Origin of the sequence: Flavobacterium poyangense (assembly GCF_011751075.1) — a bacterium.
Lineage (GTDB): Bacteria > Bacteroidota > Bacteroidia > Flavobacteriales > Flavobacteriaceae > Flavobacterium > Flavobacterium poyangense.
Genome location: NZ_JAALLN010000013.1, coordinates 59259 through 85718, shown reverse-complemented (window position 1 = coordinate 85718; position 26460 = coordinate 59259). Strand labels below are relative to the sequence as shown.

The 26460-nt window shown below is 35.1% G+C and carries 23 protein-coding genes; 6 read left to right on the top strand and 17 right to left on the bottom strand.

Annotated elements, in window-relative coordinates; all coding sequences use genetic code 11:
* Window position 1 precedes the first annotated feature (1 nt).
* From G3A47_RS17490 to G3A47_RS17440, 11 genes are all read right to left on the bottom strand, one after another.
* On the bottom strand, window positions 2–1909 hold the full coding sequence (locus G3A47_RS17490) for a DUF3857 domain-containing protein (protein WP_166924706.1): 1908 nt from the start codon (window positions 1907–1909) through the stop codon (window positions 2–4).
* A gap of 64 nt (window positions 1910–1973) precedes the next feature.
* Entirely contained in the window at window positions 1974–2426 is a 453-nt protein-coding gene (dtd, locus tag G3A47_RS17485) for a D-aminoacyl-tRNA deacylase (protein ID WP_166924705.1), read from the bottom strand.
* A 157-nt stretch (window positions 2427–2583) separates the two neighbouring features.
* Window positions 2584–3561 carry a ribosome small subunit-dependent GTPase A gene (rsgA, locus tag G3A47_RS17480; RefSeq protein ID WP_166924703.1) on the bottom strand — a complete coding sequence of 326 codons (978 nt, stop codon included), beginning with the start codon at window positions 3559–3561 and terminating at the stop codon, window positions 2584–2586.
* Window positions 3562–3691: 130 nt separating this feature from the next.
* Window positions 3692–6964 (bottom strand): VIT domain-containing protein, encoded by a 3273-nt coding sequence (locus tag G3A47_RS17475; RefSeq protein WP_166924691.1) that lies wholly within the window; start codon window positions 6962–6964, stop codon window positions 3692–3694.
* 262 nt (window positions 6965–7226) lie between these two features.
* Entirely contained in the window at window positions 7227–8309 is a 1083-nt protein-coding gene (locus G3A47_RS17470) for a bifunctional 3-deoxy-7-phosphoheptulonate synthase/chorismate mutase type II (RefSeq protein ID WP_166924689.1), read from the bottom strand.
* 16 nt (window positions 8310–8325) lie between these two features.
* A complete protein-coding gene (locus G3A47_RS17465; protein ID WP_166924687.1) occupies window positions 8326–9183 on the bottom strand; it encodes a prephenate dehydrogenase in 858 nt (285 codons plus the stop codon).
* Window positions 9184–9363: 180 nt separating this feature from the next.
* The gene (locus tag G3A47_RS17460) at window positions 9364–10509 is read right to left on the bottom strand and encodes a pyridoxal phosphate-dependent aminotransferase (protein ID WP_166924685.1); all 1146 of its coding nucleotides are present in this window, start codon (window positions 10507–10509) and stop codon (window positions 9364–9366) included.
* Between the two features lie 99 nt (window positions 10510–10608).
* Complete coding sequence (locus G3A47_RS17455) at window positions 10609–11436, bottom strand: prephenate dehydratase (RefSeq protein WP_166924675.1); 828 nt, start codon at window positions 11434–11436, stop codon at window positions 10609–10611.
* Window positions 11437–12657: 1221 nt separating this feature from the next.
* Window positions 12658–15066 (bottom strand): ribonucleoside-diphosphate reductase subunit alpha, encoded by a 2409-nt coding sequence (locus tag G3A47_RS17450; RefSeq protein ID WP_166924673.1) that lies wholly within the window; start codon window positions 15064–15066, stop codon window positions 12658–12660.
* 265 nt (window positions 15067–15331) lie between these two features.
* Window positions 15332–16321, bottom strand: a complete 990-nt coding sequence (locus tag G3A47_RS17445; RefSeq protein WP_166924671.1) for a ribonucleotide-diphosphate reductase subunit beta — start codon at window positions 16319–16321, stop codon at window positions 15332–15334.
* A gap of 335 nt (window positions 16322–16656) precedes the next feature.
* Complete coding sequence (locus G3A47_RS17440; RefSeq protein WP_166924669.1) at window positions 16657–17226, bottom strand: DUF3109 family protein; 570 nt, start codon at window positions 17224–17226, stop codon at window positions 16657–16659.
* 257 nt (window positions 17227–17483) lie between these two features.
* On the opposite strand from G3A47_RS17440, the gene G3A47_RS17435 reads away from it, so the two are divergent.
* The 3 genes from G3A47_RS17435 (at window position 17484) to G3A47_RS17425 (ending at window position 18977) form a co-directional block, all read left to right on the top strand.
* Window positions 17484–18062, top strand: coding sequence for a MarC family protein (locus tag G3A47_RS17435; protein WP_166924667.1), 579 nt, complete (start codon window positions 17484–17486; stop codon window positions 18060–18062).
* Between the two features lie 104 nt (window positions 18063–18166).
* Complete coding sequence (locus tag G3A47_RS17430; protein ID WP_166924665.1) at window positions 18167–18367, top strand: hypothetical protein; 201 nt, start codon at window positions 18167–18169, stop codon at window positions 18365–18367.
* A gap of 4 nt (window positions 18368–18371) precedes the next feature.
* Window positions 18372–18977, top strand: coding sequence for an FAD-dependent oxidoreductase (locus tag G3A47_RS17425; protein ID WP_166924772.1), 606 nt, complete (start codon window positions 18372–18374; stop codon window positions 18975–18977).
* A 326-nt stretch (window positions 18978–19303) separates the two neighbouring features.
* On the opposite strand, the gene G3A47_RS17420 is transcribed toward G3A47_RS17425, so the two are convergent.
* From G3A47_RS17420 to G3A47_RS17405, 4 genes are read right to left on the bottom strand one after another with little or no spacing between them, the layout of a single operon-like run.
* Window positions 19304–19669 (bottom strand): nuclear transport factor 2 family protein, encoded by a 366-nt coding sequence (locus tag G3A47_RS17420; RefSeq protein WP_166924663.1) that lies wholly within the window; start codon window positions 19667–19669, stop codon window positions 19304–19306.
* A 17-nt stretch (window positions 19670–19686) separates the two neighbouring features.
* A complete protein-coding gene (locus G3A47_RS17415; RefSeq protein ID WP_166924662.1) occupies window positions 19687–21264 on the bottom strand; it encodes a S41 family peptidase in 1578 nt (525 codons plus the stop codon).
* A complete protein-coding gene (locus tag G3A47_RS17410) occupies window positions 21265–21696 on the bottom strand; it encodes a deoxycytidylate deaminase (protein WP_166924661.1) in 432 nt (143 codons plus the stop codon).
* A gap of 5 nt (window positions 21697–21701) precedes the next feature.
* Window positions 21702–22295 carry a HupE/UreJ family protein gene (locus tag G3A47_RS17405; RefSeq protein ID WP_166924660.1) on the bottom strand — a complete coding sequence of 198 codons (594 nt, stop codon included), beginning with the start codon at window positions 22293–22295 and terminating at the stop codon, window positions 21702–21704.
* Between the two features lie 172 nt (window positions 22296–22467).
* Here G3A47_RS17405 and G3A47_RS17400 point away from each other — a divergent pair, with 172 nt between their 5' ends.
* Window positions 22468–22899 (top strand): TerB family tellurite resistance protein, encoded by a 432-nt coding sequence (locus G3A47_RS17400; RefSeq protein WP_166924659.1) that lies wholly within the window; start codon window positions 22468–22470, stop codon window positions 22897–22899.
* 111 nt (window positions 22900–23010) lie between these two features.
* On the opposite strand, the gene fbp is transcribed toward G3A47_RS17400, so the two are convergent.
* Complete coding sequence (gene fbp / locus G3A47_RS17395; RefSeq protein WP_166924658.1) at window positions 23011–24018, bottom strand: class 1 fructose-bisphosphatase; 1008 nt, start codon at window positions 24016–24018, stop codon at window positions 23011–23013.
* Window positions 24019–24189: 171 nt separating this feature from the next.
* Here fbp and G3A47_RS17390 point away from each other — a divergent pair, with 171 nt between their 5' ends.
* On the top strand, window positions 24190–24663 hold the full coding sequence (locus G3A47_RS17390) for a GNAT family N-acetyltransferase (protein ID WP_166924657.1): 474 nt from the start codon (window positions 24190–24192) through the stop codon (window positions 24661–24663).
* 115 nt (window positions 24664–24778) lie between these two features.
* Window positions 24779–26038, top strand: a complete 1260-nt coding sequence (locus G3A47_RS17385; RefSeq protein WP_166924656.1) for an aspartate kinase — start codon at window positions 24779–24781, stop codon at window positions 26036–26038.
* An 88-nt stretch (window positions 26039–26126) separates the two neighbouring features.
* On the opposite strand, the gene G3A47_RS17380 is transcribed toward G3A47_RS17385, so the two are convergent.
* Complete coding sequence (locus G3A47_RS17380; RefSeq protein ID WP_166924655.1) at window positions 26127–26390, bottom strand: hypothetical protein; 264 nt, start codon at window positions 26388–26390, stop codon at window positions 26127–26129.
* Window positions 26391–26460 lie beyond the last annotated feature (70 nt).

Sequence of the window (26460 nt, the reverse complement as noted above, 5' to 3'; positions counted from 1 at the left end):
ATTAGTTCTTTGTTAATACAATTTTGGCGTTATCATTTTTTGCTATTTGTTCCATAAAAAGGCGGTATTCATCGTATTCTTTATTGGAATACTTCCCTTTATTCAAAAACATAGAGCGTTTGTATGTCAGTTTGTTGTTTTCTTTTTTTATAATTTCTGTTTTGTATTCTCCGAATTTTCCTTTTAACTCGTAAGGAGTTGGTAAAAATTCAATACTAAACCCTGCAGGCAGACTAATTTCGATTTCATCTGAATCCAGATAGCCACGTTGAATTTGAAATGGATTTTTTCTGTTTCTGATTCGTTTTACATTCCCGCCACTCTGATTGAAAGCATCCACAACAAAAATCATCTTGTTAGCTGAAATAGTAGCATAACTTACTGCACTTACCTGAATATTCTCTGTAAAACGAATATTCTCTTTGTCGTTTGTAAAAGTTATTTTCTCTAACTTTAAGTTATTGATATTATCCCAGTATTCTTTGTAGTGCGCTTCTTTTTCATTTGGTTGTAAATGTTCTACTCTTGACTTCGAATTATACTGAGACCCACTCGACACAATTGAAACAGAGCCTGTAAAATTTCCGTTTTCATCTATGGTGTAGTTTCCTTTATCGGTTTGTGCATTTCCTTTGTCATCGTATATTTTAGTTCGCACAATTACACCTCCCTCAGGCTTCACCACCAAAACATCTCTGTCGTCTGTAAATGTTCCCTGATACCCAAAAGGATCGTCCTGACTGGTACATTCTAACCATGTATAATTGTCGCCTGTTGGGATTGCCAAAATCATGTGATTTCCCTGCATAGAAACAAAATCAGATTGAATATTTCTCTTATAAGTGTCTCCATATAAAATGGTATTATAAGACGGAACATCAACCGTTTGCAAAAGTGCTTTCGTATAATTTGTTAATGCCTTACAATCTCCATATCCCAAACGATCTACATCTGATGCAAGCATTGGCTTCCAGCCACCAATACCGATCGCAATGTTTACATATCTTGATTTTTTCTGCACATAATCGTAAATAATTCTGGCTTTTTTGACAGGGTCTTTTTCAGTACCAACCAGTGCTTTTATTTTGGCTATCGTTTCTTCCGGCAGGACTGTAGTTCCGGTTAAAATCTTATCTCCATACCACTTACCAAATGCTTCCCAGGTAGTAGCCATTCCGTCAACGCCTTCTAAATGAAATTTTTCCAGACTCATCATTACACGAGGAAAAAGATCATTGTAAGCCGGACTATAATCCTCAGATTTTTGAGCTATAATCGTGCTTGCTTCATAGGATAATTTGGTAGCTGTATCGGTCGTTTTTTTGATATCAAAACCCGAAAACTGAAATTCCTTCTTTTTGAAACCTAGATCATTCGGGTAAGTAACATTTAAAATACTTTTCTCGATGCTTACATAATAATTATCCAAAGGAAACCACTGCGGTATAAAAGCCGTATTTGAAGTTTCAACTTCGCTGTTGTAAATAATCGTAAAAGGATAGGAAACCGGCGTATAGTCTAAAAAAACGACGCGGTTATCGGAAAAAAGAGTGCTTCCGCCTACTGTACTTTGATCTTTAAAATCTTTTCGTTTAATTTTCTTGATTTCATTACCAAAAGCATCGTACACGATTGCTTCAATACTATTTACGGTACTTGATTTATCGTAATGTTCAAATGCTTCAACTAACTTTAGTCCTTTTTCATTAAAAACGGTTACGATCTTTTTGTTCTTTACCGTCATACTCCTTTGCGAAGCAATATCAATATCAATTTGGTTTAAGCGAACAACAGCATTTGCATTTTCTTTAAGACTGTCTGCAATCGAAGCCGAAGTATAAGAGTTTTTCTGAGCAAAAGAAACAAAAGTAAACAGGAAAAAAAGTAACGAGTAAAAAGAGAATTTCATTAGTGAATAATTTCGCCAAATATATAGTATTTTCTGACGCTCTTAACAAATTCTTAAGACTTTTTTACTCTCTGTTTTTACTATCCATTAGAATGGTAACTGGGCCGTCATTTAGAAGACTGACTTTCATATCTGCGCCAAAAATACCTGCCTGTACTTTTTTATTGAATTCTTTCTCTAAAGAAGCCACAAAAGTCTCATACATCGGAATAGCGAACTCCGGTTTCGCTGCTTTTATGTAAGAAGGACGGTTTCCTTTTTTAGTGGAAGCATGAAGTGTAAACTGACTTACCACCAGTATATCACCATCAATATCCTGAACAGAACAATTCATAACCTCATTTTCGTCACCAAAAATTCTCATTTTAAGAATTTTGCCAGTCAGCCAATCAATATCTTCCTGTGTATCGGCATCTTCAATTCCGACTAAAATCAACAATCCTTTCTGAATATCCGCAACTTTTTTCTGATCAACCGTTACTGACGCTTCTGAAACTCTTTGAATAACTACTTTCATTCTAAAATCAATTTTGTGGATATTATGGGTATTTATGAATATTTATGGGCATTATGAATATGTAGGGAGATGCACAGCAGTGCATCTCTACAGTTATGTATTAAATTTACAACCCATTTGGAATTTGAGTTGTAAAAAATTTGGAATTTAACACCCGTTATTTCCTCAATTCATCACTTGCTTTTCGGTCTTCGTCGTACGAATCAGTTCGATAATTTTCATCATCCCCTTCTAAAATCTTTAAATAGCTGTTGTAGCGCGACCAGGCAATCTCATCTCTTTCTAAAGCCGCTTTTATCGCACAATGTGGTTCTTCTTTGTGCAAACAATTGTTAAACTTACATTGGTCTTTTAGTTTAAAGAATTCCGGGAAATAACCGCTGATTTCTTCTTTTTCCATATCTACAATTCCAAAGCCTTTAATTCCGGGAGTATCAATAATTTTTGCATCAAAAGACAAATCGTACATTTCTGCAAAAGTAGTTGTGTGTTGCCCTTGTTTGCTGGCCTCAGAAATGGTTTTGGTTTTAAGATGTAAAGAAGGCTCTAAGGCATTTACCAAAGTTGATTTTCCAACACCGGAATGCCCTGAGAACATACTTACGTTGCCAATCATCATTTCTTTTAATTCCTCGACACCTTTCATTTCTGTAGACGAAACACGAAGACATTTATAACCAATTTGCTGATACACATATTGCATATACAATTGATCATCTAAAGTAGGCTCGTCAAAAGTATCTATTTTATTAAAAACCAAAATCGTCTCAATATTATAGGCTTCGGCCGTTACTAAGAAACGATCTATAAAATTGAATGTTGTTGGTGGATTATTAATGGTGATCAACAAAAACACCCGATCAATATTAGACGCAATAATATGCATTTGATGCGATAAATTCACCGATTTACGAACAATATAATTTTTTCTTTCGTGAATAGTGTGAATCGTTCCTGTTAAAGCATCAGAGGTTTCTTCCAGTTCATAATCCACAATATCTCCTACCGCTATAGGATTGGTACTTTTAATACCTTTCATCCTAAACTTCCCTTTCATACGGCATTCTATAAAATCTCCCTTTTCAGATTTTACGGTATACCAGCTTCCTGTAGATTTATAAACGATTCCAGTCATTCTTTAATTTTAGATTGTTGCTTTTAGTTTACCCTTTAAACTAAAAACATAAAAGGCAAAATTACGTTTTTAGAATTGAACAACGCAACTTCGCCTTTTAAAATTAAAGACTTACCCTAAATTTAAGGTCTTACCAGACAATTTCAGCCAAAAGTTCATTTTCTTTTACTTTCCCTAATTGAATGGTTTTTAACGTTTTTGCAGTTTTTCCGGCTTTGGTCGTATAAATCTCAATCATCACTGTTGCAGGGCCGCTTTCTGTTAATTCGCGTTCACCAAAATAATTCGTTTTGATTTGATACTTTCCTTTCACAGCATTTCTGATTAAATATTGTTCCGGTCCATAACCCTCTGTAAAATCTTTTGAAAATCTCGCTCCGGCCTGTGATGTCGTATGCCCGTAATAACACTCTTCACCCGTTGGCTCAATGATATGCAGGTCTAAATCAACATCCATCAAATTCCAGTTCATAATAATTCTAATCTCTACAGGCATTTTTTGGAGATATTTTTTATCTAATTTACCTGATTTGATACCGGCATACGATGCCATTAGACGATTAATATCCATTAAAATAATATCTTCAACGCCTTCATATTGCCCACTCATTTCACCGTAATAATTTACTTCAAGTGCTTTTACCAATTGATCAAAAGCTTCCTGATATTCTCCTGCATCTTCAAGGGCCAAGGCATAATCACGTAAACTTTGCGGTTCATGTGCTCTCCATTTTGCTACTTGTTTTGCTGTATACAAAGCATCATCATATGCTTTCCATTGACGCAACGTATAAGTAAGCGTTTTATAAAGCTGATGATTCTCTAATCCCAAATCAGCGATGTTACTGATTACCTGCAATGCTTTTTTTACATCACCCTGACTGTAGAAAAAGTGAGCCACATCAAAATAGAAACTCGGATTTCTTTCCTGTACTTTTCTTAATTCAAAGTACAGCTCATATTGTTTTTCTTTTGGTGCCGCTGCCAATGCTTTTAAATACAAACGATCCGGATTCCAGGTTCTGGGTTGGTTTTCGATTTCATTATTACTTACATTTTCATCTACAAAACTGGAAACATCAGGTACAATATCCGAACTGCTGGTTCCGATTTTCTTATCCTTCAACTCTTCTGTTTGCACACCTTCAACTTTGCCATTTAAAGCTTCTTCTATATCCTCACCTTTTGAATATTCAGCAGCTGAAATAGATTGTGTGGAATAAGAAAGTGATCTTTGCTCTTTTCTCATACCTAATGCTGTTACGACAACTTCATTTAGTGTTTGTGAACTTTCTCGTAATCTTACCGTAACCTGATTGTTTCTGCCAATATTAAATGAATCGGAGTTCAATCCAACAAAAGAGACCGTGATGTTACTGTTTTGAGAAGCTTTTACCTTAAACTTTCCTTCAAAATCAGTAGAGACACTTTCAACATCTGATCTAACAGAAGCTCCAGGTAAAGGCAGACTTTGTTCGTCTAAAACAACACCTGTAACATACCCCCTTTCAATACCTGAATTTCTTCTAAAAGTTGTTTGCGAAATCGTATTGGGTCTATGGTTTGGCTTTACTTTGGGTTTTGGCAATGGTTTTGGCTCAGTATATTTTGTATTTTCTTTCCACCAGGAATTTAATGATGCAAAATAACGATCGATATTCTCCCAATTATTCTTTTGTTTCGCTAAGCTGCTATCGTGTTCCTGTTTCTTAATCCGATCAAATTCTGCACGTAATTCTGCCGGCGGCACAATATCATAAGCAATATAATCGCGGATATCTTCCAACACAATCAACGAAGTATTTTTGGTTATGATTCCATATTTCTTGCCCAAAAGTTCAATTTCTTCGGCATTCTTGTCGTACTGCAAGTCAAGATTGGCTATTTTTTTCTGAGCCCATAACTTTTCAATGCTAACGTCTGTGGTATTTTGAGTAAGGGCGTCTAAAGTAATTTTTCGTTCTACAATTGCCTCATTAGTATAACCAAACAACAGTGTAATTTCATTCTTCGGGCTTAGTGAAATTCCGGCAAAACTAAAATTCCCCGAAACAGAAGCTCCTTTCCTCGGATACAAATCTGTAACCATACCATTTTCTTTTATACCTAAAAACTTCAAAGTCGTATGGGTAAGTTTCTCTAAAGCAGTTACCGAATTTAACTGATTCAGATTAATAAAACTCCCTCCGCTTTGCATCGATGCATAATTTAGGAAAGTAAAATCTGCAGAAACAGAAGACGTAATCGCATAAATTGGCTTATTTGTTTTTGGCAAGACATTTTCACTCAAAGAAGACAATCCGTCAGAAAAGAACAAAAATTCATCCTGATTTGCAAAATTCACTTTAGAGAAACGAGTCCCACCATCATATTTTGTGTTTTGCAGTACATTTTTTAAGGCAGACCAATTTCCTCCCGAAATCACGTATTCTTTATCCTTTTCAAAAGTATAATTCAAAAAGTACAAGGTTACGGTCGTGTTTTTTATTTTCTGAAAATAAGCGTCTAGCAAATCCAATTCCTTTTTCAAATCACGATTCTGACAACTCAAAGAATTGTCCCAAATCAAACCAATTGAAGCCGGCATTTTTTTAGCTGTTTTATTTCCTTCAACAAAAGTACTTCCATAAAAATAATGCTGATCCTGCACCGTCTGCATAACTACACTTGGTATATTTTGCTGTATCGGAATTTTAAAAAGCAACTTTTCCGAAGGCTGATAATTTTCTTTTTTTAATGAGGTTTGAAAAGATTGATTCCATTTTGAAAAAGCTAGCTCTTCACCTGAATTCTCAGCGATTGTTGGCGATGCAGCAGCCCCTAAAACCGAAACATTCAACTCAAATTTATCCAGTTTAACAGGATAACGGCTAACCAATTGATAAGCCAGATTATTTTTGTCAAAAGCCGAAAGTTCTTCTTCGTAACCTATAATCACAATACGTTCGCCATTTGGCATTAACGGATAAATTCTGGTTCTAAAGTTATTTCCATCCACTTTTTCCAACAATCCGGGATCAACACGACGGTGTTCAATAGCTTCAAAAACCTGTTTCCCTTTGTTTTTATTTACAGGAACGGCCTCGCGCATTTTCCCGTTGATATCAATTGCATATCTGGAAACCGAAACATTTTCCGGCAATGGAAAAATAAGCTCCGCTTCCATCTGACGACTACCCGAATTGAAAAAATGCATCTCAGCAGTGGTGTAAGCTATATTTCCTACCACTTTTACATTGACAAGAAGCTGACTCATTCTGACTTTTTGCCCCTCCTCTCCTTTGACTGTTAATTCAGGACTTTGCGCAAAAGCCTGCGCTCCTAAAAACAATAAAACATAAAATAATAAATTCAATTTTACTTGAAAATTTTCCGGCTTGAACGAGTACATTTTTGATTTCATGACACGAAAGTTAAGATTGTATAAGAGTATAGAGAACAAAAAATCTAAAAAGGTTGGGAAGGAAAACAATTTATTTCAAAAAAAAACTCCGCTGTTTAGAAACAATGGAGTTATTTGGCTAACCATTTAAGTAATATAGGTACATATAAACAAATAATCTCCAAAGCTTTAGCGATGGAGATTAATGTTGCGTATAAAACTACGCACTCATTTAAGAAAAGCTTACATTTTCTTAAATTATTGTATGGTTTAAAATTTTCAATTAAGCATTGAATACTTTTTCCTGATGCCCGATACTTTCCTGGTGAATTGCTTTAAACATTCTTAAAACGAACTCTTCTGTAAGACCTTTTTTCTCTCCTTCCAGAATCATTTTCCCTAAAATCTCATTCCAACGGTTGTTTTGAAGAATTGCAACGTTTGCGTCTTTTTTCACCTGACCAATTTCATCTGCCACTTTCATACGTTTCCCTAATAACTCTAACAGGGTAGCATCTAAAACGTCAATATTTGCTCTTAATTTTTTCATTTTCTGATTGTACTCATCTGTAGTATCATCCGTTTTTCTGATCGTCAAATCTTTAATAATTTGTTTCAACGCCTCCGGAGTAACTTGTTGAGCAGCATCAGACCAGGCATTGTCCGGATCGTAATGCGTTTCGATAATCATACCATCGTAATTCAAATCCAGAGCCTCTTGTGTTACTTCAAAAATCATTTTACGATCTCCGGTAATGTGGGACGGGTCGATGATTAAAGGTAAATCAGGGAATTTATTTTGCAATTCGATTGCAATCTGCCATTCTGGAATATTTCTGTATTTTGTTTTTTCGTAAGTAGAAAAACCTCTGTGAATAACTCCCAATTTCTCAATTCCGGCCATGTGTAAACGTTCTACACCACCTAACCATAAAGCTAAATCTGGGTTTACAGGGTTTTTAACCAAAACGATTTTATCTGTTCCTTTTAAGGTATCTGCAATTTCCTGCACCGCAAATGGATTAGCGGTTGTACGGGCTCCAACCCATAAAACATCAATATCATGCTCTAAAGCCAGTTTACAGTGTGCAGCAGTTGCCACCTCTGTTCCCATTAATAAACCAGTTTCAGCTTTAGCTTTTTGTAACCATTTCAATCCAATTTCACCAACCCCTTCAAATCCTCCCGGACGAGTTCTTGGTTTCCAGATCCCGGCTCTGAATACACTTACTTTAGAATCTTTCAATTCACGGGCAATTTTCAGTACCTGATCTTCTGTTTCTGCACTACAAGGTCCAGCTATCACAAGTGGGTGATTTAAATTGAAATCTTCTAACCACTTTCTCATTTCTTTTTTATTTTCCATCTTTTTTAGTTTATTTTTATTTTTTAATTGTTAATCCGTTTAATATCTCTTTAATCTTATTGGTACTTTCCATTTCTTCAAAAATGGCATTGTAATCTTCCTCTTTTAACAAATCCCTAAACCGACTGAGATTTGAAATATATTCGTCTAAAGTTTCCAAAACATGTTCTTTATTCTGCTTAAAGATCGGTGTCCACATGGCCGGCGAACTTTTAGCTAAACGAACGGTACTTTCGAATCCGCTTCCCGCCATATCAAAAATATCCTGTTCGTCCTTTTCTTTATTCATAACTGTTTTCCCAAGCATAAACGAACTAATATGTGACAAATGCGAGACGTAAGCAATATGTTTGTCGTGCGAAATCGGATCCATATATCGAATTCTCATTCCGATCGCAGTAAAAAGATTTAGTGCTTTTTCCTGCAGTTTGAAAGTGGTTTTTTCCACCTCACAAATAATATTCGTTTTCCCTTGAAACAATCCTCTTACTGCGGCCGATGGTCCCGAAAACTCTGTTCCCGCAATCGGATGTGTAGCAATAAAATTTCTTCGTTTCGTATGACTTGCCACTGCTTCGCAAATTGGTTTCTTAGTCGAACCTACTTCAAAAACAATAGTTTTGTCACCAATTAAATCCAGTACTTTTGGCAGAACGATCAAGGCAACATCAACCGGCACCGAGACAATTACAAAATCGGCTTCCGCCAGATCTTCCATTTTTCCGGCTTGGTCAATAACCCCTAAATCAATCGCCTGCTGCAAATGTTTGTCGTTATTATCAATTCCCAAAATAGTTGCTTCAGGATAACGTCCCTTGATGTCTAACACCATTGAACCACCTATTAAGCCTATTCCTATTACGTATACTTTCATTTTACTTCTTTAAATTCCAATACTCTTTAAATTCCAATATTTTTTAAATTCCAAATTCCAATTCCAATTCCAAAATCTGTTTTTCAAATGTCATCGTGAGGCTTCAGCTTCGACTTCGCTCAGCCTGACAACTACATTTTACAATCTACATTTTACATTTTACAATTTTCAATCTACATTCTAAAATCTATCAATTGCTTCCTGAACTTTCTCCTCTTTCACACACAATGAGAATCGGATATATCCTTCTCCGTTACTTCCGAAAATAGTTCCGGGTGTGATAAAAATATGTTTCTCGTATAAGATATTGTCCATGAACTTTTCTGCAGATTCGATTCCTTCCGGTAGTTTTGCCCAGACAAAGAGTCCAACTCCTTCTTTATAAACTTCACAGCCTAATTTTTCTGCCAGTTTTTCGGTTAATTCTCTTCGGCGTCTGTAAATTTTATTTTGTTCTTCAAACCATGATTTATCACAATTTAGAGCCGCAACTGCCCCTTTCTGGATTCCGTAAAACATACCGCTGTCCATATTGCTTTTTACTTTCAGAACGGCGTCAATACATTCGGCATTTCCTAAAACCATTCCAACTCTCCAACCTGCCATATTAAAGGTTTTACTAAGCGAATTCAATTCCAAAGCCACTTCTTTTGCCCCATCCACCTGCAATAAACTCATCGGATTATCATTCAGAACAAAACTATACGGGTTATCGTTAACCAATAAAATGTTGTGTTTTTTAGCAAAGGCAACCAATTTTTCAAATAACGCTAAACTTCCTCTCGCTCCTGTTGGCATATGCGGATAGCCTAACCACATAATTTTTACTTTCGAAAGATCTAATTTTTCTAAAGCTTCCAAATCCGGTTCCCAGGCATTTGCTTCTTTCAAATCATAATACACCGGAACAGCTCCAACCAAATTAGTAACCGAAGTGTAGGTTGGATACCCTGGATTCGGAATTAAAACGTGATCGCCTTCATTCAAAAAGGCCAACGAAATATGCATAATTCCTTCTTTTGAACCCATTAAAGGTAAAATCTCCGTATTCGGATTCACATCAACACCAAACTGATTCTGATAAAAATCTGCCATTCCTTTCCGCAACTCCGGCAATCCCTGATAACTCTGATAGCCATGCGCTTGCTCTTCCTGAATGGCCAATTGCACCGCCTCAATAACTGCTTTTGACGGACTCAAATCCGGGCTTCCAATTCCCATATTGATGATAGACTTTCCTTCAGATTGCAGTTGTCTCACTTCTCTTAATTTTGAAGAGAAGTAGTATTCTTCAACTGTATCTAATCGTTTTGCTGTTGTAATCATGATCCTATAATTTCTCTTTTAGAGTTTCTTTTATTTTCCTGCTTATAAACCCATTCAAAGTTTGGAATTTGGAATTTCAAACTTTTGGAATTTCCTTCCCTACGGCTTCGTATTTCTATATTCCCCGAGTACTTTAAAATATTCTGCCATTATATTTACTAGCGCTTTGGCTTTGGCATAATCTTCATATTTCTCAAAGGTTACATCTACGAAAAATGAATATTTCCAAGGTGTTTCAATTTTTGGAAGGGACTGAATTTTTGTTAAATTCAATTGGCAGTCACTCATTACATTTAAAACCGCTGCCAGACTTCCTCTTTTATGATCCAGCTCAAATTTGATTGAAGCTCTGTTGATTTCGTTTTCAGGCAAAAATGAATTTTGCTTTTTTATAATCACGAAACGGGTCATATTATTTTTAATCGTTTGAATTTCCGGTGCCAAAATATCTAAATCATACATTTCAGAAGCCGTTTTACTTGCAATTGCAGCAATTCCGGTTAATTGTTTTTCCTGAATTCTTCTGGCTGTTTCGGCTGTATCTTTATCTTCAACCAATTTGATATTGGGATATTTTTTCAAAAAATCCATGCATTGTAAAATGGCCATCGGATGCGAATGAACTTCATTTATATCCTCCATTTTCTGTCCTTTTAGCGCCATTAAATTTTGGTGAATATTTAAATAATGTTCCCCAATAATGTGCAAATTGTTCTTGTCAATCAAAGCATAATTCGGAATAATTGGCCCTGCAATCGAGTTTTCAATTGCCATTACCGCCTGATCTGATTTTCCGGAAAGCAAACTGTCAATTAATTCCTCAAAAGATAAACATTCATCAATTTCCACGTTTTCAGAGAAATACTCGTTCACTACCTGATGATGAAAGGAACCTTTTATACCTTGTATTGCAATTTTCGTTGTCATATATTCAAAAAAAAATCCTGATTTGCATCAGGATTGTATATTAGTTTTATTTGTCTTTTACTTTTCTCAAATAACCATAGCACAATCCTCACTTCTACTAAAGAAGAAATAAAAAGAGTTGCTAAAATAAAAACGGTTATTAGTCATTTTGTGTTGTGTTTTTCAATAAATACTTTGCGAATGTATAAATTATTTTTACTGCACCAAAAAAAATATTACTTTTTGTGAAACAAAAAAGGATTTCTTAACAATTTTATCAACTTTTGTATGATAATGTAAAAAAAACACTTTAAAATGAGATATCATGAATTGTTGTTTTCATAAGTTGCTGAGTTTCTGAGTCACTGAGCGACTAATATTTTTCGATTTTCTAAGATTTGAGAGCCTTAAGCACTACTGTTTTCTTTTTTTCTATTCCTGTTGAACGAGGAATTACAAAAGCAATTCGATAAAGAGTAGCAATATTCAGCACGGAAATTCTTGCGAGATTTCTCATTCTACGGAATTGACAATATGGTGAAATTAGCTGTCCGTATTTAAAATTATTTTCTACTTCATTAAATCTGACAGGTTTTAAAAACCTCTCAGATTTGTTGTTTTGGATTATATAATCCTTACTGTTTGTCTTTTCAACGAAGATAATTCTTCAAAGATTGGCAATTTTTCTTTACGGATTCTGGTTTGTGATTTACTTCCTCAATTTGTTACCCTTTAGGTCTCCTAAAATCGAAATGACAAAGTAAACGTTTACTTTGTCATTCCGAAGAATGAGGAATCACAATAGAAACTCCACACAGTATGTCGTCAATCTTTGTCGAATTACTGCTGTGATTTCTCCTAAAGTCGAAATGACAAAGTAAACATTCCGAAGAATGAGGAATCGCACAAGTAGCTCCGTGCGGAATGCTACTAATCTTTACCGAGATACTGCTGTGATTTCTCCTAAAGTCGAAAGGACAAAGGGAGTAGTAATTATTTGTTAGAAAGAACATACAATGTGGTTAAAGATGCAAAAAAAACTATCCAACTATACAAAATAAAAGTCCCAACCAAAACCTAAAACTTGAAACCTGAAACTTGAAACCTGAAACTTGAAACTTGAAACTTGAAACTTGAAACCTGAAACAAAAGAACAAAAAAAAAGCAGCTACCTTACGATAACTGCTTCTAAAATATATTTAAAACTTAAAATCTAAGATCTACACTCTTAAATCTAAAATATTAACTTCCACACATTTCGCAATCTTCAGGATCTGCAGCTTGTGCTTTAAGCAACATTGCTTTGTATTCTTCAACGCTAATAGATTCTGTTTCTGAAACTACAGCTGCTGTTGCTGCTGTTGGCTTTGCTTCTTCTTTTTTATCGTTGTTTAACGTGAATTTAATCGCATCTACAGCAGATTTTGTTCTTAGGTAATACATTCCTGTTTTTAAACCTGATTGCCATGCGTAAAAGTGCATAGAAGTCAGTTTTGAGAAATTAGCATCCTGCATAAACAAGTTCAATGATTGAGACTGATCAATAAAGTATCCTCTCTGACGTGACATGTCTAAGATATCCTTCATAGACATTTCCCAAACTGTTTTATACAATTCTTTGATATCAGCCGGGATTCCGTCAATGTTTTGAACAGATCCGTTATGACGCATAATTTCCTGTTTCAAGGTTTCGTTCCAAATTCCTAATTTCACTAAATCTTCTAATAAGTGTTTGTTTACAACGATGAACTCCCCAGAAAGTGTCCTTCTTGTGTAAATATTAGAAGTATAAGGTTCAAAAGCTTCATTGTTTCCTAAGATCTGAGAAGTCGATGCTGTTGGCATTGGCGCTACTAATAAAGAGTTACGAACTCCATGTTCCATAACTTCTTTACGTAATGAAGCCCAGTCCCAACGTCCTGATAATTCTTCGTCTTTCATTCCCCATAAATTGTATTGGAATTCTCCTTTAGAAATTGGAGATCCTTCAAAAGTAGAGTATGGTCCTTCAACTTTTGCCAGCTCCATAGATGCGGTAACAGCGGCAAAGTACAACGTTTCGAAAATTTCGTGATTCAGCTGTTTTGCTTCGTCACTTGTAAAAGGCATTCTTAACATGATAAAAGCATCTGCTAATCCCTGAACTCCCAAACCAATTGGTCTGTGACGCGTATTAGAATTTTCCGCTTCTACTACCGGATAGTAATTTCTGTCAATTACTTTATTCAAATTGAAGGTTACACGTTTTGTAACATCAAATAATTTTTTGTGATCAAATTTGCCGTTTTCAACAAACATTGGCAACGAAATAGAAGCCAGGTTACAAACTGCAACTTCATCAGGAGAAGTGTACTCGATAATTTCAGTACATAAATTTGAAGAACGGATAGTTCCTAAATTCTTCTGATTTGATTTACGGTTTGCCGCATCTTTATACAACATATACGGAAGTCCTGTTTCTACTTGAGACTCGAGGATTTTCTCCCAAATTTCTCTCGCTTTAACCGTTTTTCTTCCTTTACCTTCTGCTTCGTAACCAATATATAAAGTTTCAAACTCTTCGCTATGCACTTCTGATAATCCCGGACATTCGTTAGGACACATTAAAGTCCATGTTGAATCTTCCTGAACTCTCTTCATGAATAAATCCGGAATCCACATTCCAAGAAATAAATCACGGGTTCTCATTTCTTCCTTACCGTGGTTTTTTCTCAAATCAAGGAAATCAAAGATATCAGCATGCCAAGGCTCAATGTACATCGCAAAGCTTCCTTTACGTTTTCCTCCACCCTGATCTACATAACGAGCGGTCATATCGTATACACGCAACATCGGAACAATTCCATTAGAGGTTCCGTTAGTTCCGCTGATATAAGAACCTGTTGCTCTGATATTATGAATTGCTAAACCGATTCCCCCCGCAGATTGTGAAATCTTAGCGGTTTGTTTTAAAGTATCGTAAATACCATCAATACTGTCATCTTTCATTGTTAATAAGAAACAAGAAGACATTTGAGGTTTTGGCGTTCCTGAATTAAACAAAGTTGGCGTAGCGTGAGTAAAGAATTTTTTAGACATCAACTCATACGTCTCAATCGCAGAAGCGATATCATCTTTATGAATTCCTATAGAAACACGCATCAACATATGCTGTGGACGCTCTACGATTTTACCGTTTATTTTTAACAAATAAGAACGCTCCAGAGTTTTAAATCCAAAATAATCATAGTTAAAATCACGATTATAAATAATAGTTGAATCCAGTACCTGAGAGTTATTCTTAATCACCTCGTAAACATCATCAGCCAATAAAGGAGCTTCTTTTCCTGTTCTTGGATTAATGTAATGATACATATCCGACATGGTCTCTGAGAATGACTTAGTCGTATTAGAATGTAAATTAGAAACTGCGATTCGAGCTGCTAATTGCGCATAATCGGGATGTGAAATCGTCATAGAAGCGGCTGTTTCAGCAGCAAGATTATCCAATTCCGAAGTAGAAACACCATCATACAATCCCTCAATAACACGCATGGCTACTTTTACAGGATCTACAAGTTCATTCAAACCGTAACACAATTTTTTGATTCTGTCTGTAATCTTATCAAACATTACCGGCTCTTTACGTCCATCTCTTTTTATTACATACATAAGCTTACTTTTTTATTGTTATTGAAAAAATGAAAGACACTGAAATAACGTATTCCAGCACTTAAACATTGTGTGTTTTATTATTTTATTTTGAGAATTACAGAATCCTCAATAGTTATCTGATTCCAATTTGAAAAACAAACTGAAACGGAGCTAAAACAATTGAATTCTCGATTTGGGAAAGAAATTCAATCTTTAAAAAAACGCTATAAAAATTTCATTCTTTTTTAGTGTATTGGGGTGCCACTAAAAATATTCTTGTTGTCTAAAAATCCGCATCAAAGCTAATTTTCTGCGAATCACTATCACCACCTGAACCACTATTCATAACTCCGGCTTTTTGATATTCTGACACTCTTTTTTCGAAGAAATTGGTCTTACCTTGTAAAGATATCATGTCCATAAAGTCAAACGGATTCGCAGATCCATAAACACGGTCACAACCTAACTCTACAAGTAGTCTGTCTGCAACAAACTCCAGATATTGTGTCATTAAAGCAGCATTCATACCTATTAAACTTACCGGAAGAGATTCTGTAACAAACTCTCTTTCGATATTTAAGGCATCCACTATAATTTCTTTAATTCTATCTTTTGGAACTTTGTTGATTAAATGGTGATTGTGCAAATGCACTGCAAAATCACAGTGTACACCTTCATCACGAGAGATTAATTCGTTAGAAAATGTTAAACCTGGCATTAAACCACGTTTTTTCAACCAGAAAATAGAGCAAAAAGCACCTGAGAAAAATATTCCTTCAACAGCTGCAAAAGCAATAAGTCTTTCTGCAAACGAATCCGATTCAATCCACTTCAAAGCCCATTCTGCTTTTTTACCAATGGCAGGAAAAACTTCTAATGCATTAAACAACTCTGCTTTTTCTGCTTCGTCTTTTACATAGGTATCAATTAGAAGAGAATACGTTTCGCTGTGAATATTCTCCATCATGATTTGAAAACCATAAAAGAATTTAGCTTCAGCATATTGTACTTCGTTTACAAAATTTTCTGCAAGGTTTTCATTTACAATTCCGTCAGAAGCAGCAAAAAAGGCTAAAATGTGTTTTACAAAATAACGTTCATCATCTGACAATTTATTATTCCAGTCATTTAAATCCTGATGTAAATCGATTTCTTCTGCCGTCCAAAAACTAGCTTCCATCTTCTTATACCAATCCCAAATATCGTGGTGTTTGATAGGAAAGATTACGAAACGATTTTTGTTTTCTTGCAATATTGGCTCGACTTGTGACATGGCTTTTATGTTAATTTTTTGTGTTGAATTTTTGCTCATTCAGTAGAGTACAAAGATTGTCATTTGTAGCCAAAAATAAAAGCCAAACTTATTCACAATCGGGCGTAGTTTTTAACAACATCAAAAAAGTGGAATATTTTTCATACAATTTTTAAATTACTGTAAATGAGTGATTTAAAATCTCAATCACAAGCTAAAGCCCCATAAAACATAGACTTTTTATTTAAAAAACCAAGAAATTTTTAATTGTTTTTAAAACTTTATTTGATCGTTACTTTTACTTTTTCCAATCTATTTCGGAGTGCTTCTCAGCAATAGTAATGGCTACCGAATCTTTAGGATTTTTTAAGTTCTTCTGCCACTTTTTCGAGTTCCAAATACCAGTCTTCTCCAAAACGGCGAATCAATGCTTCTTTGACAAATTTATAAACCGGAACTTCTAATTCTTTACCCAAAGAACAGGCATCATCACAAATTTCCCATTTATCATAATTAACTGCAGCAAACTCTGTAAAATCTTTTACCCGAATTGGATATAAATGACACGAAACCGGTTTTTTCCAGTCTACGATTCCCTGATTGTAAGCTTGCTCAATTCCGCAAAGCGCGGTTTTCCCGTCAAAAATAACGTAAGCACAATCTTTATTATCAATTAATGGCGTTTCAAGATCACCATCATTTCCTTTTACCCAGGTTCCCTGCGCTTCAATGGCAGCAATCCCTTCTTTTCGCAAAAAAGGTTTTACCTTATCATAAATACGCTCCATTATTTCAGTTTCGGCCTCACTTAAAGGAGCACCGGCATCTCCATCAACACAACACGCCCCTTTACAAGCTGACAAGTTGCACACAAATTCTTTTTCAAGAATATCTTCTGAAATAATGGTTTTTCCTAATTGAAACATGATACTAAAAATACTGAATTTATAAAGTGCAAAGATAGTCAAACTATCCTGATGTCTCTACCATAAATTCAAAGCAAAAATAATCTCCACATTTTACCTATAAATCAACAAAACAAATCGTCAAATGTTACAAATATCACTTTTTTAAACCAAAAAACATGTTTTTATAACAAAAATGCGAGATTAGATTTTAAACAATAAAAGCCCTAACTTTATTATTTACATTTGCACCTCTTTAACCTCTAAACAAATAAAGTATGTTAGAAATTGATTTTAAGGAAATTATCACCGTTGGAATGGTGCTTTTTGCAGTAATTGATATCGTAGGATCTATTCCGATCATTGTAAATTTAAGAGCAAAAGTAGGCCACATCGAATCTGAAAAAGCTTCCCTTGTTGCCGGAATCATCATGATCGTCTTTCTTTTCGTCGGAGAAGGCTTCCTTAATATTATAGGTATAGATGTACATTCTTTTGCCGTTGCCGGTTCGTTTGTATTGTTCTTTCTTGCCTTAGAGATGATTTTAGGAATCCGCATCTATCGTGATGAAGAACCTGGATCAGCTTCTATCGTTCCTTTGGCTTTTCCATTAATAGCAGGAGCCGGAACAATGACTACTTTACTTTCCTTGCGATCTCAATTCCATACCATCAACATTATCATTGCCATTCTACTGAATATCATCCTAGTATATATCGTCTTGAAATCTTCTAAAAAAATTGAAACTTTATTAGGAGAAAATGGACTTGGCGTGGTTCGCAAGACATTTGGAGTGATCCTTTTAGCTATTGCTGTTAAATTATTCGCTGCTAATGTTAAAGGTTTGTTCGTCTAACAGATATTTTTATAAATTTACCCCATAAAATTTAAAACAAATGGTTTTACGGTATTCATTGCGGTAAAATTTCATTTTCTTATTTTAGACAAACAAACAGCCTTATGAAAATTTTCACTTCAATCTTAGTGCTTTTAGCATTAGCTTTAATCGTTTTTAATGTTACGTTATTGGACTTTAAGAATCCTTTTCAAGGAGACAGTGCAGTAGCTTTTATTGGAATCGCAGCTTCATTTTGTGCCGTTTTGATTCTTTTGATTTTTAGAATTTCCAAAAAAATCGAAGAAAAAACAAATGGCAGATAACAATATGTTCGACACTTTAATTATCGGCGGAGGCGTTTCAGGCATGTCTTGCGCCCTCGTTCTGGGATCAGCTAAAAACAAAGCTTTTGCTACCGATAAAAAAATAGGGATTTTTACACATCAAAAGAATTCTTCTCTACAGGAAGCTATTTTCTACAATGCTTATGGCATAACTCCGGGTAAATTAGGTTCTGACTTACTTACTGAAAGCACGCAGGATTTAGCACAAAGCTACCCACACATCACACAAATTCCGAACGAGAAAGTAATCAAAGTTGAGGGAACTTTCCCTGAATTTACGGTTACTACTAATAAAAGTTCGTATAAAACAAAAAGCATTGTCATCGGAATTGGCTCTGCTAACACTTTTGACATTGAAGGTTTACTACATTATATTGAACCACATAAAAAAGCGCTTCCCGAAAAACAACGTATTCAGCTTAAAAACGACGATCATAAAGTAGCCGATGGTATTTATGTAATCGGAACTTTAGCGGGATGGAGAAGTCAATTGGCAATAGCTGCCGGAAGTGGTGCCGCAGTTGCAACAGATATTCTTACTTTATGGAATAATGGTGTGCAGACTCATGCACATGATAGTATTCGATAGATAGGTTTTAACCGCAAAGTTCGCAAGGATTTACGCAAGGTTCGCAATGTGTTTTTTGCACGCAGATTTTGCTGATTTAGCTGATTTGCTTGTTTTAAAAACAAACTACATCTAATCTTTTTACTTCAGATTTCAATCACCTTACGTTATTGCGTAATACTTTAACAGCAATGAATTCGCAAGAGTTTTTTAGCTCGCAAAGACGCAAAATCGCAAAGTTTTTTTTGCACGCAGATTTTGCTGATTTTTTCTCAATATTGGAATCCGCAAAATCTGCGTGAGAAAAAAACCGCTAAATCATTTATGCATAAAGGCTTCTAAAAATTTTAACTTAGCGTTACACAGCTACCGGCAATTACTTTTAAACCTTCTTCGAATTGTTTCCAGACACGTATGTATCGAAAAACACCATCAAATGGCTGACTATCGTAGGTTCCTTTAAGCAAAACAGAAACACTGACAACGGCCGAATCTCCAATAACATTAATCAGTTGATCTGAAGCTTCAAGAACCTGAATTTTTATTCTACCGGAACGATGTGTGTTCAAATCAAGCTCTTTTGTGATCGTTTGTCCGTCAGGTAAATTAAAAAGCAAATCATCGTGCAGCAATTTTTCTAAAGCAGCTACATCAGCATTTTTAAGTGCTGTCAAAAGTTCAATTTCCGCATTTACAACACTGCTGTCTCCCATAAGAAAAAAAGTTTAGGTTATTTTTTTGAATTCAGTACTGCTTTGATCATGGCATCGTCTTTTAAAATCACATTGTAATAATACAGTTCACCGTACAATTGACGGGCAAATTCTGCAGTAATATAACGATTTACCAATGCCTTTGTTTTATCTAGTTTTAAGTCCAAACCTGTGGCCAGAACGTAATTTTTAAATTTCTTAAAATATACATCTGAGTCTTTCATTTTTGTCAAAAACTCATTAAAATGAAGTCCTGCTAAAGCATTTCTGTTTTTATCCAACTCTTCAAAAACGAAATGACCTACGATTCCGGTTTGAAGCAAATACGCCACATTTTCATTTCCGTGCTCTGCTTCCATCGGTACAAAAACATCCGGAACAATTCCGCCGCCGCCGTAAACGATTTTTCCTTTTGGCGTTTTAAACTTTAAGCTATCGGCTACTTTTATACTGTCTTTAGCATATAACTCGCCTGATTTGATACGATCTTCCGACTCTTTGTAATATTCTTCATTTCCTTTTTTATAAGGCTTCTGAATGGATCTTCCAGTTGGCGTATAATATCTGGCTACAGTTAATCTTACGGCTGATCCGTCATTAAAATCCATTTCGCGTTGTACCAATCCTTTTCCAAAAGAACGGCGACCTACAATCGTTCCACGATCGTTATCCTGAAGTGCTCCTGCCAGAATTTCACTTGCCGATGCACTGTTTTCATTAATCAGCACATAAACTTTTCCATTTTCAAAACTTCCTCCTTTATTGGCGTATGTTTTTTCGGTAGTCCCATTTTTGCTTTTGGTAAAAACAATCAGTTCTTTGTCTTTCAGGAACTCATCACCAATCGCTACTGCTTCCTCCATATAACCGCCTCCATTATCGCGAAGATCGATTATTAAGGACTGAATTCCTTTTTGCTGTAAACGGGTTAAACCTGTTTTGAATTCTTTATAAGTGGTTTCCGCAAAACGGTTTATCTTTATGTAACCGGTCTTATTATCAAGTAACAAAGAGGCATCCACACTTTTTATTGGAATGATATCTCGCTTAATTTTAAACTTCAGCTTCTTTTGCTCTGATTTTCTAAAAACAGTTAGTTCAATTTCAGAACCTTTAATTCCTTTCAGCTTAGAAAACAAACTGTCAGAGGGTAGTCTTCTGCCAAATAATTTCGTTTTACCGGCAAACAAAATACGGTCGCCCGATTTTAATCCGGCTTTGGCTGAAGGTCCGTTTTCAACAGGTCTGATGATAGCAACGGAATCTTTGTACATATAAAAATTGATTCCGATCCCTACAAAATCACCTTTCATGCTTTCAGCCACTTCTGCTTGTTCCGTTGGAGGAATATAAACCGAATGCGGATCTAATTTGGACAGGATATTATCGACCGTCAGGTTTACGATCGAATCAGTATTGACACTATCAACATACTCATTATTGATAAAATCAATCAGTTTGTTGAGTTTGGTTTTAGAGTAATTTCTAGCCAAAAGCTGATCCTCTACGGGAGCATTCATCAGGCTTCCTAGAACTATGCCAAGAGCAAAAACGGCTCCTATAACAATGGGTAAGTATTTTGGATTAAATTTCATCTATTCTTCTAAAACGGGAATATGTAATACTTCTACACCTGCTTTTATTAAAAACTGAATTCCTGAGTCGTCGCGATAACCATCATGATAAACGACTCTTTTTATTCCTGATTGATGAATTAATTTGCTGCATTCTTTACAAGGAGACAAAGTGATATACAAAGTCGCTCCTTCGCAAGATTGCGTTGATCGGGCTACTTTTAGAATGGCATTGGCCTCGGCATGCAAAACATCCCAACGCGTCAAACCTTCTTCGTCTTCGCAACAGTTTTCAAATCCTGTCGGTGTTCCGTTGTAACCGTCAGAAATAATCATTCGGTCTTTTACGATAATAGCTCCTACCTGCTTGCGCTTACAATAGGAAAGTAAACTCCATTCTTTGGCAATTCGCAAATAGGCTTTATCGTATTTATTTATTTTTTTTACTTCCATTTATTTTATCTGTTCCAAATAGGGCTTTCAATAATCATAGGAATGACAACTCCCACAACAAAAGCCGACATTACAAGTGCCCAGTCGCGTTTTGAAAAACGAAAAACAGTCTGCACGATATAGGATACTACCAAAACCACAAAAACCACAACTAATTGTGCTGCTTCAATTCCCAAAGCAAACTCTCCCAAAGGTAATAATTTTGACGTTGCCGAACCACCTAATATTGTCTTGAAATAATTTGAAAATCCAAGTCCGTGTATAATTCCAAAAAACAAGGTTACAAAAAACAGCAGATTCACACCATCATTCTTAGCATTCTTACCTGCCGTAAACAAATGATACAAAGCAGTTATTAAAATCGTAATCGGAATCAGGAACTCAACAAGATCAACTTTAACACTAATAATACCAAAAACAGAAAGTACTAAAGCCAAAGTATGACCAATTGTAAAAACGGAAACCAAAAGCAAAATGCGTTTCCAATCCTTGAAGGTATACGGAACTGTTAATGCGATTAAAAAAAGAACGTGATCGTAGGCGTGTATATCTAAAACATGCTTTAATCCTATTTGAAAATAAATCCAAAACTGCGACATAAAAATTGTACTATTAATTGATTAAGGGTTTGTAAACTTACGATTAATTTTGAAAATTAAAAGTCTACCCCCAGTAAAACAACTTAGAAAAATTATGCGTAATTTTATGAGAAATTTAAAATCATTAAATTAAAACAAGTTTTATATTTGTTTTACAAAAAACCGATTAATTATGCCATTTTCAGAATTATTTGATAACGAATTCAAACAAAGAAACAGAGGCCATTTCTCTGCAATTGTTCGTGTAGCTTTTGCTGACGGAAAAATTAATGACGAAGAGCAAACCTTTTTGGACAAACTAGCTTCAAGATTAGAAATCTCGGAAGAAGAATACAAGGAAATCCTTAGTGAACCTTGGAAACATCCTATAAACCCACCTTATTTGTATGCACATCGTATAGAACGTTTATATGACTTAGCAAGAATGGTACATATCGACCATCATTTGGGAGACCAACAAGAAGTAATGTTAAGACGTATGGGATTAGCTCTGGGTTTTACACCGGGGAATGTAGACTATATTGTTTCTAAAGCCTTAAGTTTAGTCGATAGAAAAGTAGATTTAGATACTTTTTCATTCGAAATGGAGAATATGAATAAATAAGTTTGCAGCGTTCAGTGGCAATTTACAGTTTTAAACTGAACCTAAAAACATATAAAACTAAAAAAACCGATAGTAAAACTATCGGTTTTTTTGATTTATTAAAACAGAAACCTACAGCTCTTCAGCCATAAACTCCTCAGCTTTCTCCACCATATTAAAACTTCCACAGAAAAATGGCACTCTCTGATGCAATTCTGTTGGTTGGATTTCCATGATTCTTCCGAAACCATCTGTTGCTTTTCCACCTGCTTGTTCTGCAATGAAGGCCATCGGATTACATTCGTACAGCAAACGCAATTTTCCTTTTGGTGCTTTTGAGCTTGTTGGATACAAATAAATCCCTCCTTTAATCATATTTCTATGGAAATCAGAAACTAAACTTCCGATATACCTTGATGTATAAGGTCTGTCCTCTTCTTCTCTCTGACAATATTTTATATAATTCTTTACTCCTTGCGGGAAATGCACATAATTACCTTCGTTTACCGAATAAATATGCCCGTCAACCGGAAATTTCATATTAGGATGTGAAAGATAAAACGTTCCGATAGCAGGATTTAAAGTAAAACCATTTACCCCATGACCTGTGGTATACACCAACATCGTCGATGTTCCATAAATAACATAACCGGCCGCAACCTGATTAACTCCCGGCTGCAAAAAGTCCTCACTGGTAACCGGAGTTCCGATTGGCGTCACTCTTCTGAAAACCGAAAAGATAGATCCTACTGAAACATTCACATCAATATTTGAAGATCCGTCTAAAGGATCCATTAAAACCACATACTTATTGTTATGGGCATTATCACTACCCTGAACAGTAATAAAATCGTCGTTTTCTTCAGAAGCAATACCACAGACAATCTCACGGTTAATTAACGTCTGAATAAATACTTCGTTAGCATAAACATCCAGTTTCTGCTGATCTTCTCCCTGGATATTTTGCTCGCCGGCAGCGCCAACGATATCCACTAATCCTGCTTTGTTTACTTTATAGTTTACGACTTTCGCCGCCAAACGTATAGAGTTGATAATTCGGGATAACTCCCCTGACGAGTATTGAAATGCTTTCTGATTCTCAATAATAAACTCTCCCAGTGTTTTATTGCGTTCTTCCATTACTAAATCGTTGTAGTTTTATTTTTAAGTCACAAATATCGTTTTTTTTGTGAGAATGGTTTAAAAATTATTTTGTTAGTTTGCTACTATTGTATATTTGCTAAACAAAAGCAAAAAGCAACGCATAAAAACACAATATTTTAGCTAATAAACGCTTAATAATAAGAATATATGAATATTAGAAAAGGGAATCCTGAAGACATGAAATCGGTTTTGGGACTAATACAGGAGTTGGCTGTATTCGAAAAAGAACCTGAAGCAGTCACCATCACAGCAGATGATTTGGTACGTGACGGTTTTGGTGCAAACCCTTTGTTTCATGTTTTTGTAGCAGAGGTAGAAAATGAAATTGTTGGAATTGCATTTTATTATTATCGCTATTCTACCTGGAAAGGAAAAACAATTCACCTTGAAGACCTAATTGTAAAGGATAAAATGCGCGGATCCGGTTTAGGATTTGCCCTTTATTCTGAAATTATAAAACAGGGAAAAAGAGATCAGGTTAAGAGAATCGAATGGAATGTTCTTGATTGGAATACGCCTGCAGTTAAATTCTACGAAAATTCCGGAGCAAAAATTTTGGATGGCTGGCAGGTGGTTCAAATGAACGAGGAAGGAATTAATTCGTTTTTAGAAAAATTATAACAAAGTCGAAAGTCAAAAGTCGAAAGTTTTAAAGTCAGAATTCTAAAATATAAATTTCAGATTATTGAACAGAAATCAAAATCTACAATCTGAAATCTAAAATCTAAAATTAAAAATGAGAGTATTTAAATTTGGTGGTGCATCAGTAAAAGATGCGGAAGGAATAAAAAACGTATACGACGTTTTACAAAAAGTAGGTTATGAAGATGTGATTCTAATAGTTTCGGCTATGGGAAAAACTACAAATGCCCTTGAGGTTGTGATCAAGAATTATTTTGATAAATCGCAAGAGCTAAATTCATCTGTACAAGAAATAAAGAAATACCACAATCAGATCTTATTGGACTTGTTTGAAGATGAAAAACAGCCTGTTTTTACTGCTGTAAACGATCATTTTTCTGAATTAGAATTTTTCTTAGCACATAACAAATCCCCAAACTATGACTTTGTTTACGATCAGGTAGTGAGTTTTGGTGAATTAATTTCGACTACAATTCTAAGTCATTTCATGAATTTCATGGGAATCAAAACACAGTGGCTTGATGTTCGTAATTTCATCAAAACCAATGCAAACTACAGAGATGCAGAAGTAGATTGGGAAGTTACACAACAAAACATCAGCAAAAATGTTCCAAGAAAAACGTTAAACATCACTCAGGGATTTTTAGGTGCCGATGAAAACAACTTTACCACCACTTTGGGTCGTGAAGGTTCAGATTATACAGCCGGAATTTTCGCCTATTGTCTAAATGCGGAAAGTGTAACCATATGGAAAGACGTTCCGGGAGTTATGAATGCCGATCCGCGTTATTTTGAAAATGCAAGTTTGTTAAACCAAATCTCCTATCGTGAAGCCATCGAATTGGCCTTTTACGGAGCAACGGTTATTCACCCAAAAACACTGCAACCGTTACAGAAAAAAGAAATTCCATTGTATGTAAAATCGTTTGTCAACCCGCTATTAAAAGGAACCTGTGTTTCTAAAGGAGTTGATTTAGAACCACAATATCCGTGTTTTATTGTAAAGAGAAACCAACTGTTGATTTCACTTTCTTCGATCGATTTTTCTTTTATTATGGAGGAGAATATCAGTGAGATTTTTGCTTTGTTTCACGAATTCAAAATCAAAGTAAATCTGATTCAGAACTCTGCTATCAGTTTCTCTGTTTGTGTTGAGGATAAATATGAGAATTTCAATGAACTAAATGCCATTTTATTAAAAAAATTCAAAGTAGATTACAGCGAAAATGTAACCCTGTATACGATTCGTCACTTTACAGAACAAGCGGCAAAAACGGTTGAAGAAAACAAAGAAGTCTTATTAAAACAAGTAAGCCGTGAAACGATGCAAATCGTTACCAAGGAAACAAATTAATTATTTTTCAGGTTAAAAAATAATTTTCGAAAGAGGTCTCACTATAAATGAGGCCTTTTTTTATTGCTCTTTTTCCCTTTGTAAACCCTTAATTTTTTTGCTGCAATTCAGAAATTTGTACTTCGTATTTCTTTATTATTTTTCGATATACATTGAGTAAAGCATTTTGAGTTACTTCATAGTGTAGACCCGGTATCCTTTTTTCTTCTTCCTTTTCAAATAATACTTCGGGTGTTATCACAAAAATTTTACCGATTTTAACAATACGAAATCCCCATAAGAGACTTTGTCTATCCTTGCAGATACAGATTGAGAAATAGTCAATAAACCGGAGAAATCTTGCTTTATCCATTTTCTTTATTTACGAAAATTCTTTACTTTTTAACAAACATTAATTTATGATTTCATAATTAATTTGCGTA

Coding starts and splice junctions, on each gene's coding strand:
- G3A47_RS17380 (WP_166924655.1), bottom strand. CDS start 26,390: ATGGATAAAGCAAGATTTCTCCGGTTTATTGACTATTTCTCAATCTGT.
- G3A47_RS17455 (WP_166924675.1), bottom strand. CDS start 11,436: ATGACAACGAAAATTGCAATACAAGGTATAAAAGGTTCCTTTCATCAT.
- G3A47_RS17470 (WP_166924689.1), bottom strand. CDS start 8,309: ATGGAAAATAAAAAAGAAATGAGAAAGTGGTTAGAAGATTTCAATTTA.
- G3A47_RS17435 (WP_166924667.1), top strand. CDS start 17,484: ATGTTAGAAATTGATTTTAAGGAAATTATCACCGTTGGAATGGTGCTT.
- G3A47_RS17400 (WP_166924659.1), top strand. CDS start 22,468: ATGCCATTTTCAGAATTATTTGATAACGAATTCAAACAAAGAAACAGA.
- G3A47_RS17420 (WP_166924663.1), bottom strand. CDS start 19,669: ATGGGAGACAGCAGTGTTGTAAATGCGGAAATTGAACTTTTGACAGCA.
- G3A47_RS17415 (WP_166924662.1), bottom strand. CDS start 21,264: ATGAAATTTAATCCAAAATACTTACCCATTGTTATAGGAGCCGTTTTT.
- G3A47_RS17385 (WP_166924656.1), top strand. CDS start 24,779: ATGAGAGTATTTAAATTTGGTGGTGCATCAGTAAAAGATGCGGAAGGA.
- G3A47_RS17475 (WP_166924691.1), bottom strand. CDS start 6,964: ATGAAATCAAAAATGTACTCGTTCAAGCCGGAAAATTTTCAAGTAAAA.
- G3A47_RS17425 (WP_166924772.1), top strand. CDS start 18,372: ATGTTCGACACTTTAATTATCGGCGGAGGCGTTTCAGGCATGTCTTGC.
- G3A47_RS17390 (WP_166924657.1), top strand. CDS start 24,190: ATGAATATTAGAAAAGGGAATCCTGAAGACATGAAATCGGTTTTGGGA.
- G3A47_RS17445 (WP_166924671.1), bottom strand. CDS start 16,321: ATGTCACAAGTCGAGCCAATATTGCAAGAAAACAAAAATCGTTTCGTA.
- G3A47_RS17460 (WP_166924685.1), bottom strand. CDS start 10,509: ATGATTACAACAGCAAAACGATTAGATACAGTTGAAGAATACTACTTC.
- fbp (WP_166924658.1), bottom strand. CDS start 24,018: ATGGAAGAACGCAATAAAACACTGGGAGAGTTTATTATTGAGAATCAG.
- G3A47_RS17405 (WP_166924660.1), bottom strand. CDS start 22,295: ATGTCGCAGTTTTGGATTTATTTTCAAATAGGATTAAAGCATGTTTTA.
- rsgA (WP_166924703.1), bottom strand. CDS start 3,561: ATGACTGGAATCGTTTATAAATCTACAGGAAGCTGGTATACCGTAAAA.
- G3A47_RS17410 (WP_166924661.1), bottom strand. CDS start 21,696: ATGGAAGTAAAAAAAATAAATAAATACGATAAAGCCTATTTGCGAATT.
- G3A47_RS17430 (WP_166924665.1), top strand. CDS start 18,167: ATGAAAATTTTCACTTCAATCTTAGTGCTTTTAGCATTAGCTTTAATC.
- G3A47_RS17490 (WP_166924706.1), bottom strand. CDS start 1,909: ATGAAATTCTCTTTTTACTCGTTACTTTTTTTCCTGTTTACTTTTGTT.
- G3A47_RS17465 (WP_166924687.1), bottom strand. CDS start 9,183: ATGAAAGTATACGTAATAGGAATAGGCTTAATAGGTGGTTCAATGGTG.
- G3A47_RS17450 (WP_166924673.1), bottom strand. CDS start 15,066: ATGTATGTAATAAAAAGAGATGGACGTAAAGAGCCGGTAATGTTTGAT.
- dtd (WP_166924705.1), bottom strand. CDS start 2,426: ATGAAAGTAGTTATTCAAAGAGTTTCAGAAGCGTCAGTAACGGTTGAT.
- G3A47_RS17440 (WP_166924669.1), bottom strand. CDS start 17,226: ATGTTTCAATTAGGAAAAACCATTATTTCAGAAGATATTCTTGAAAAA.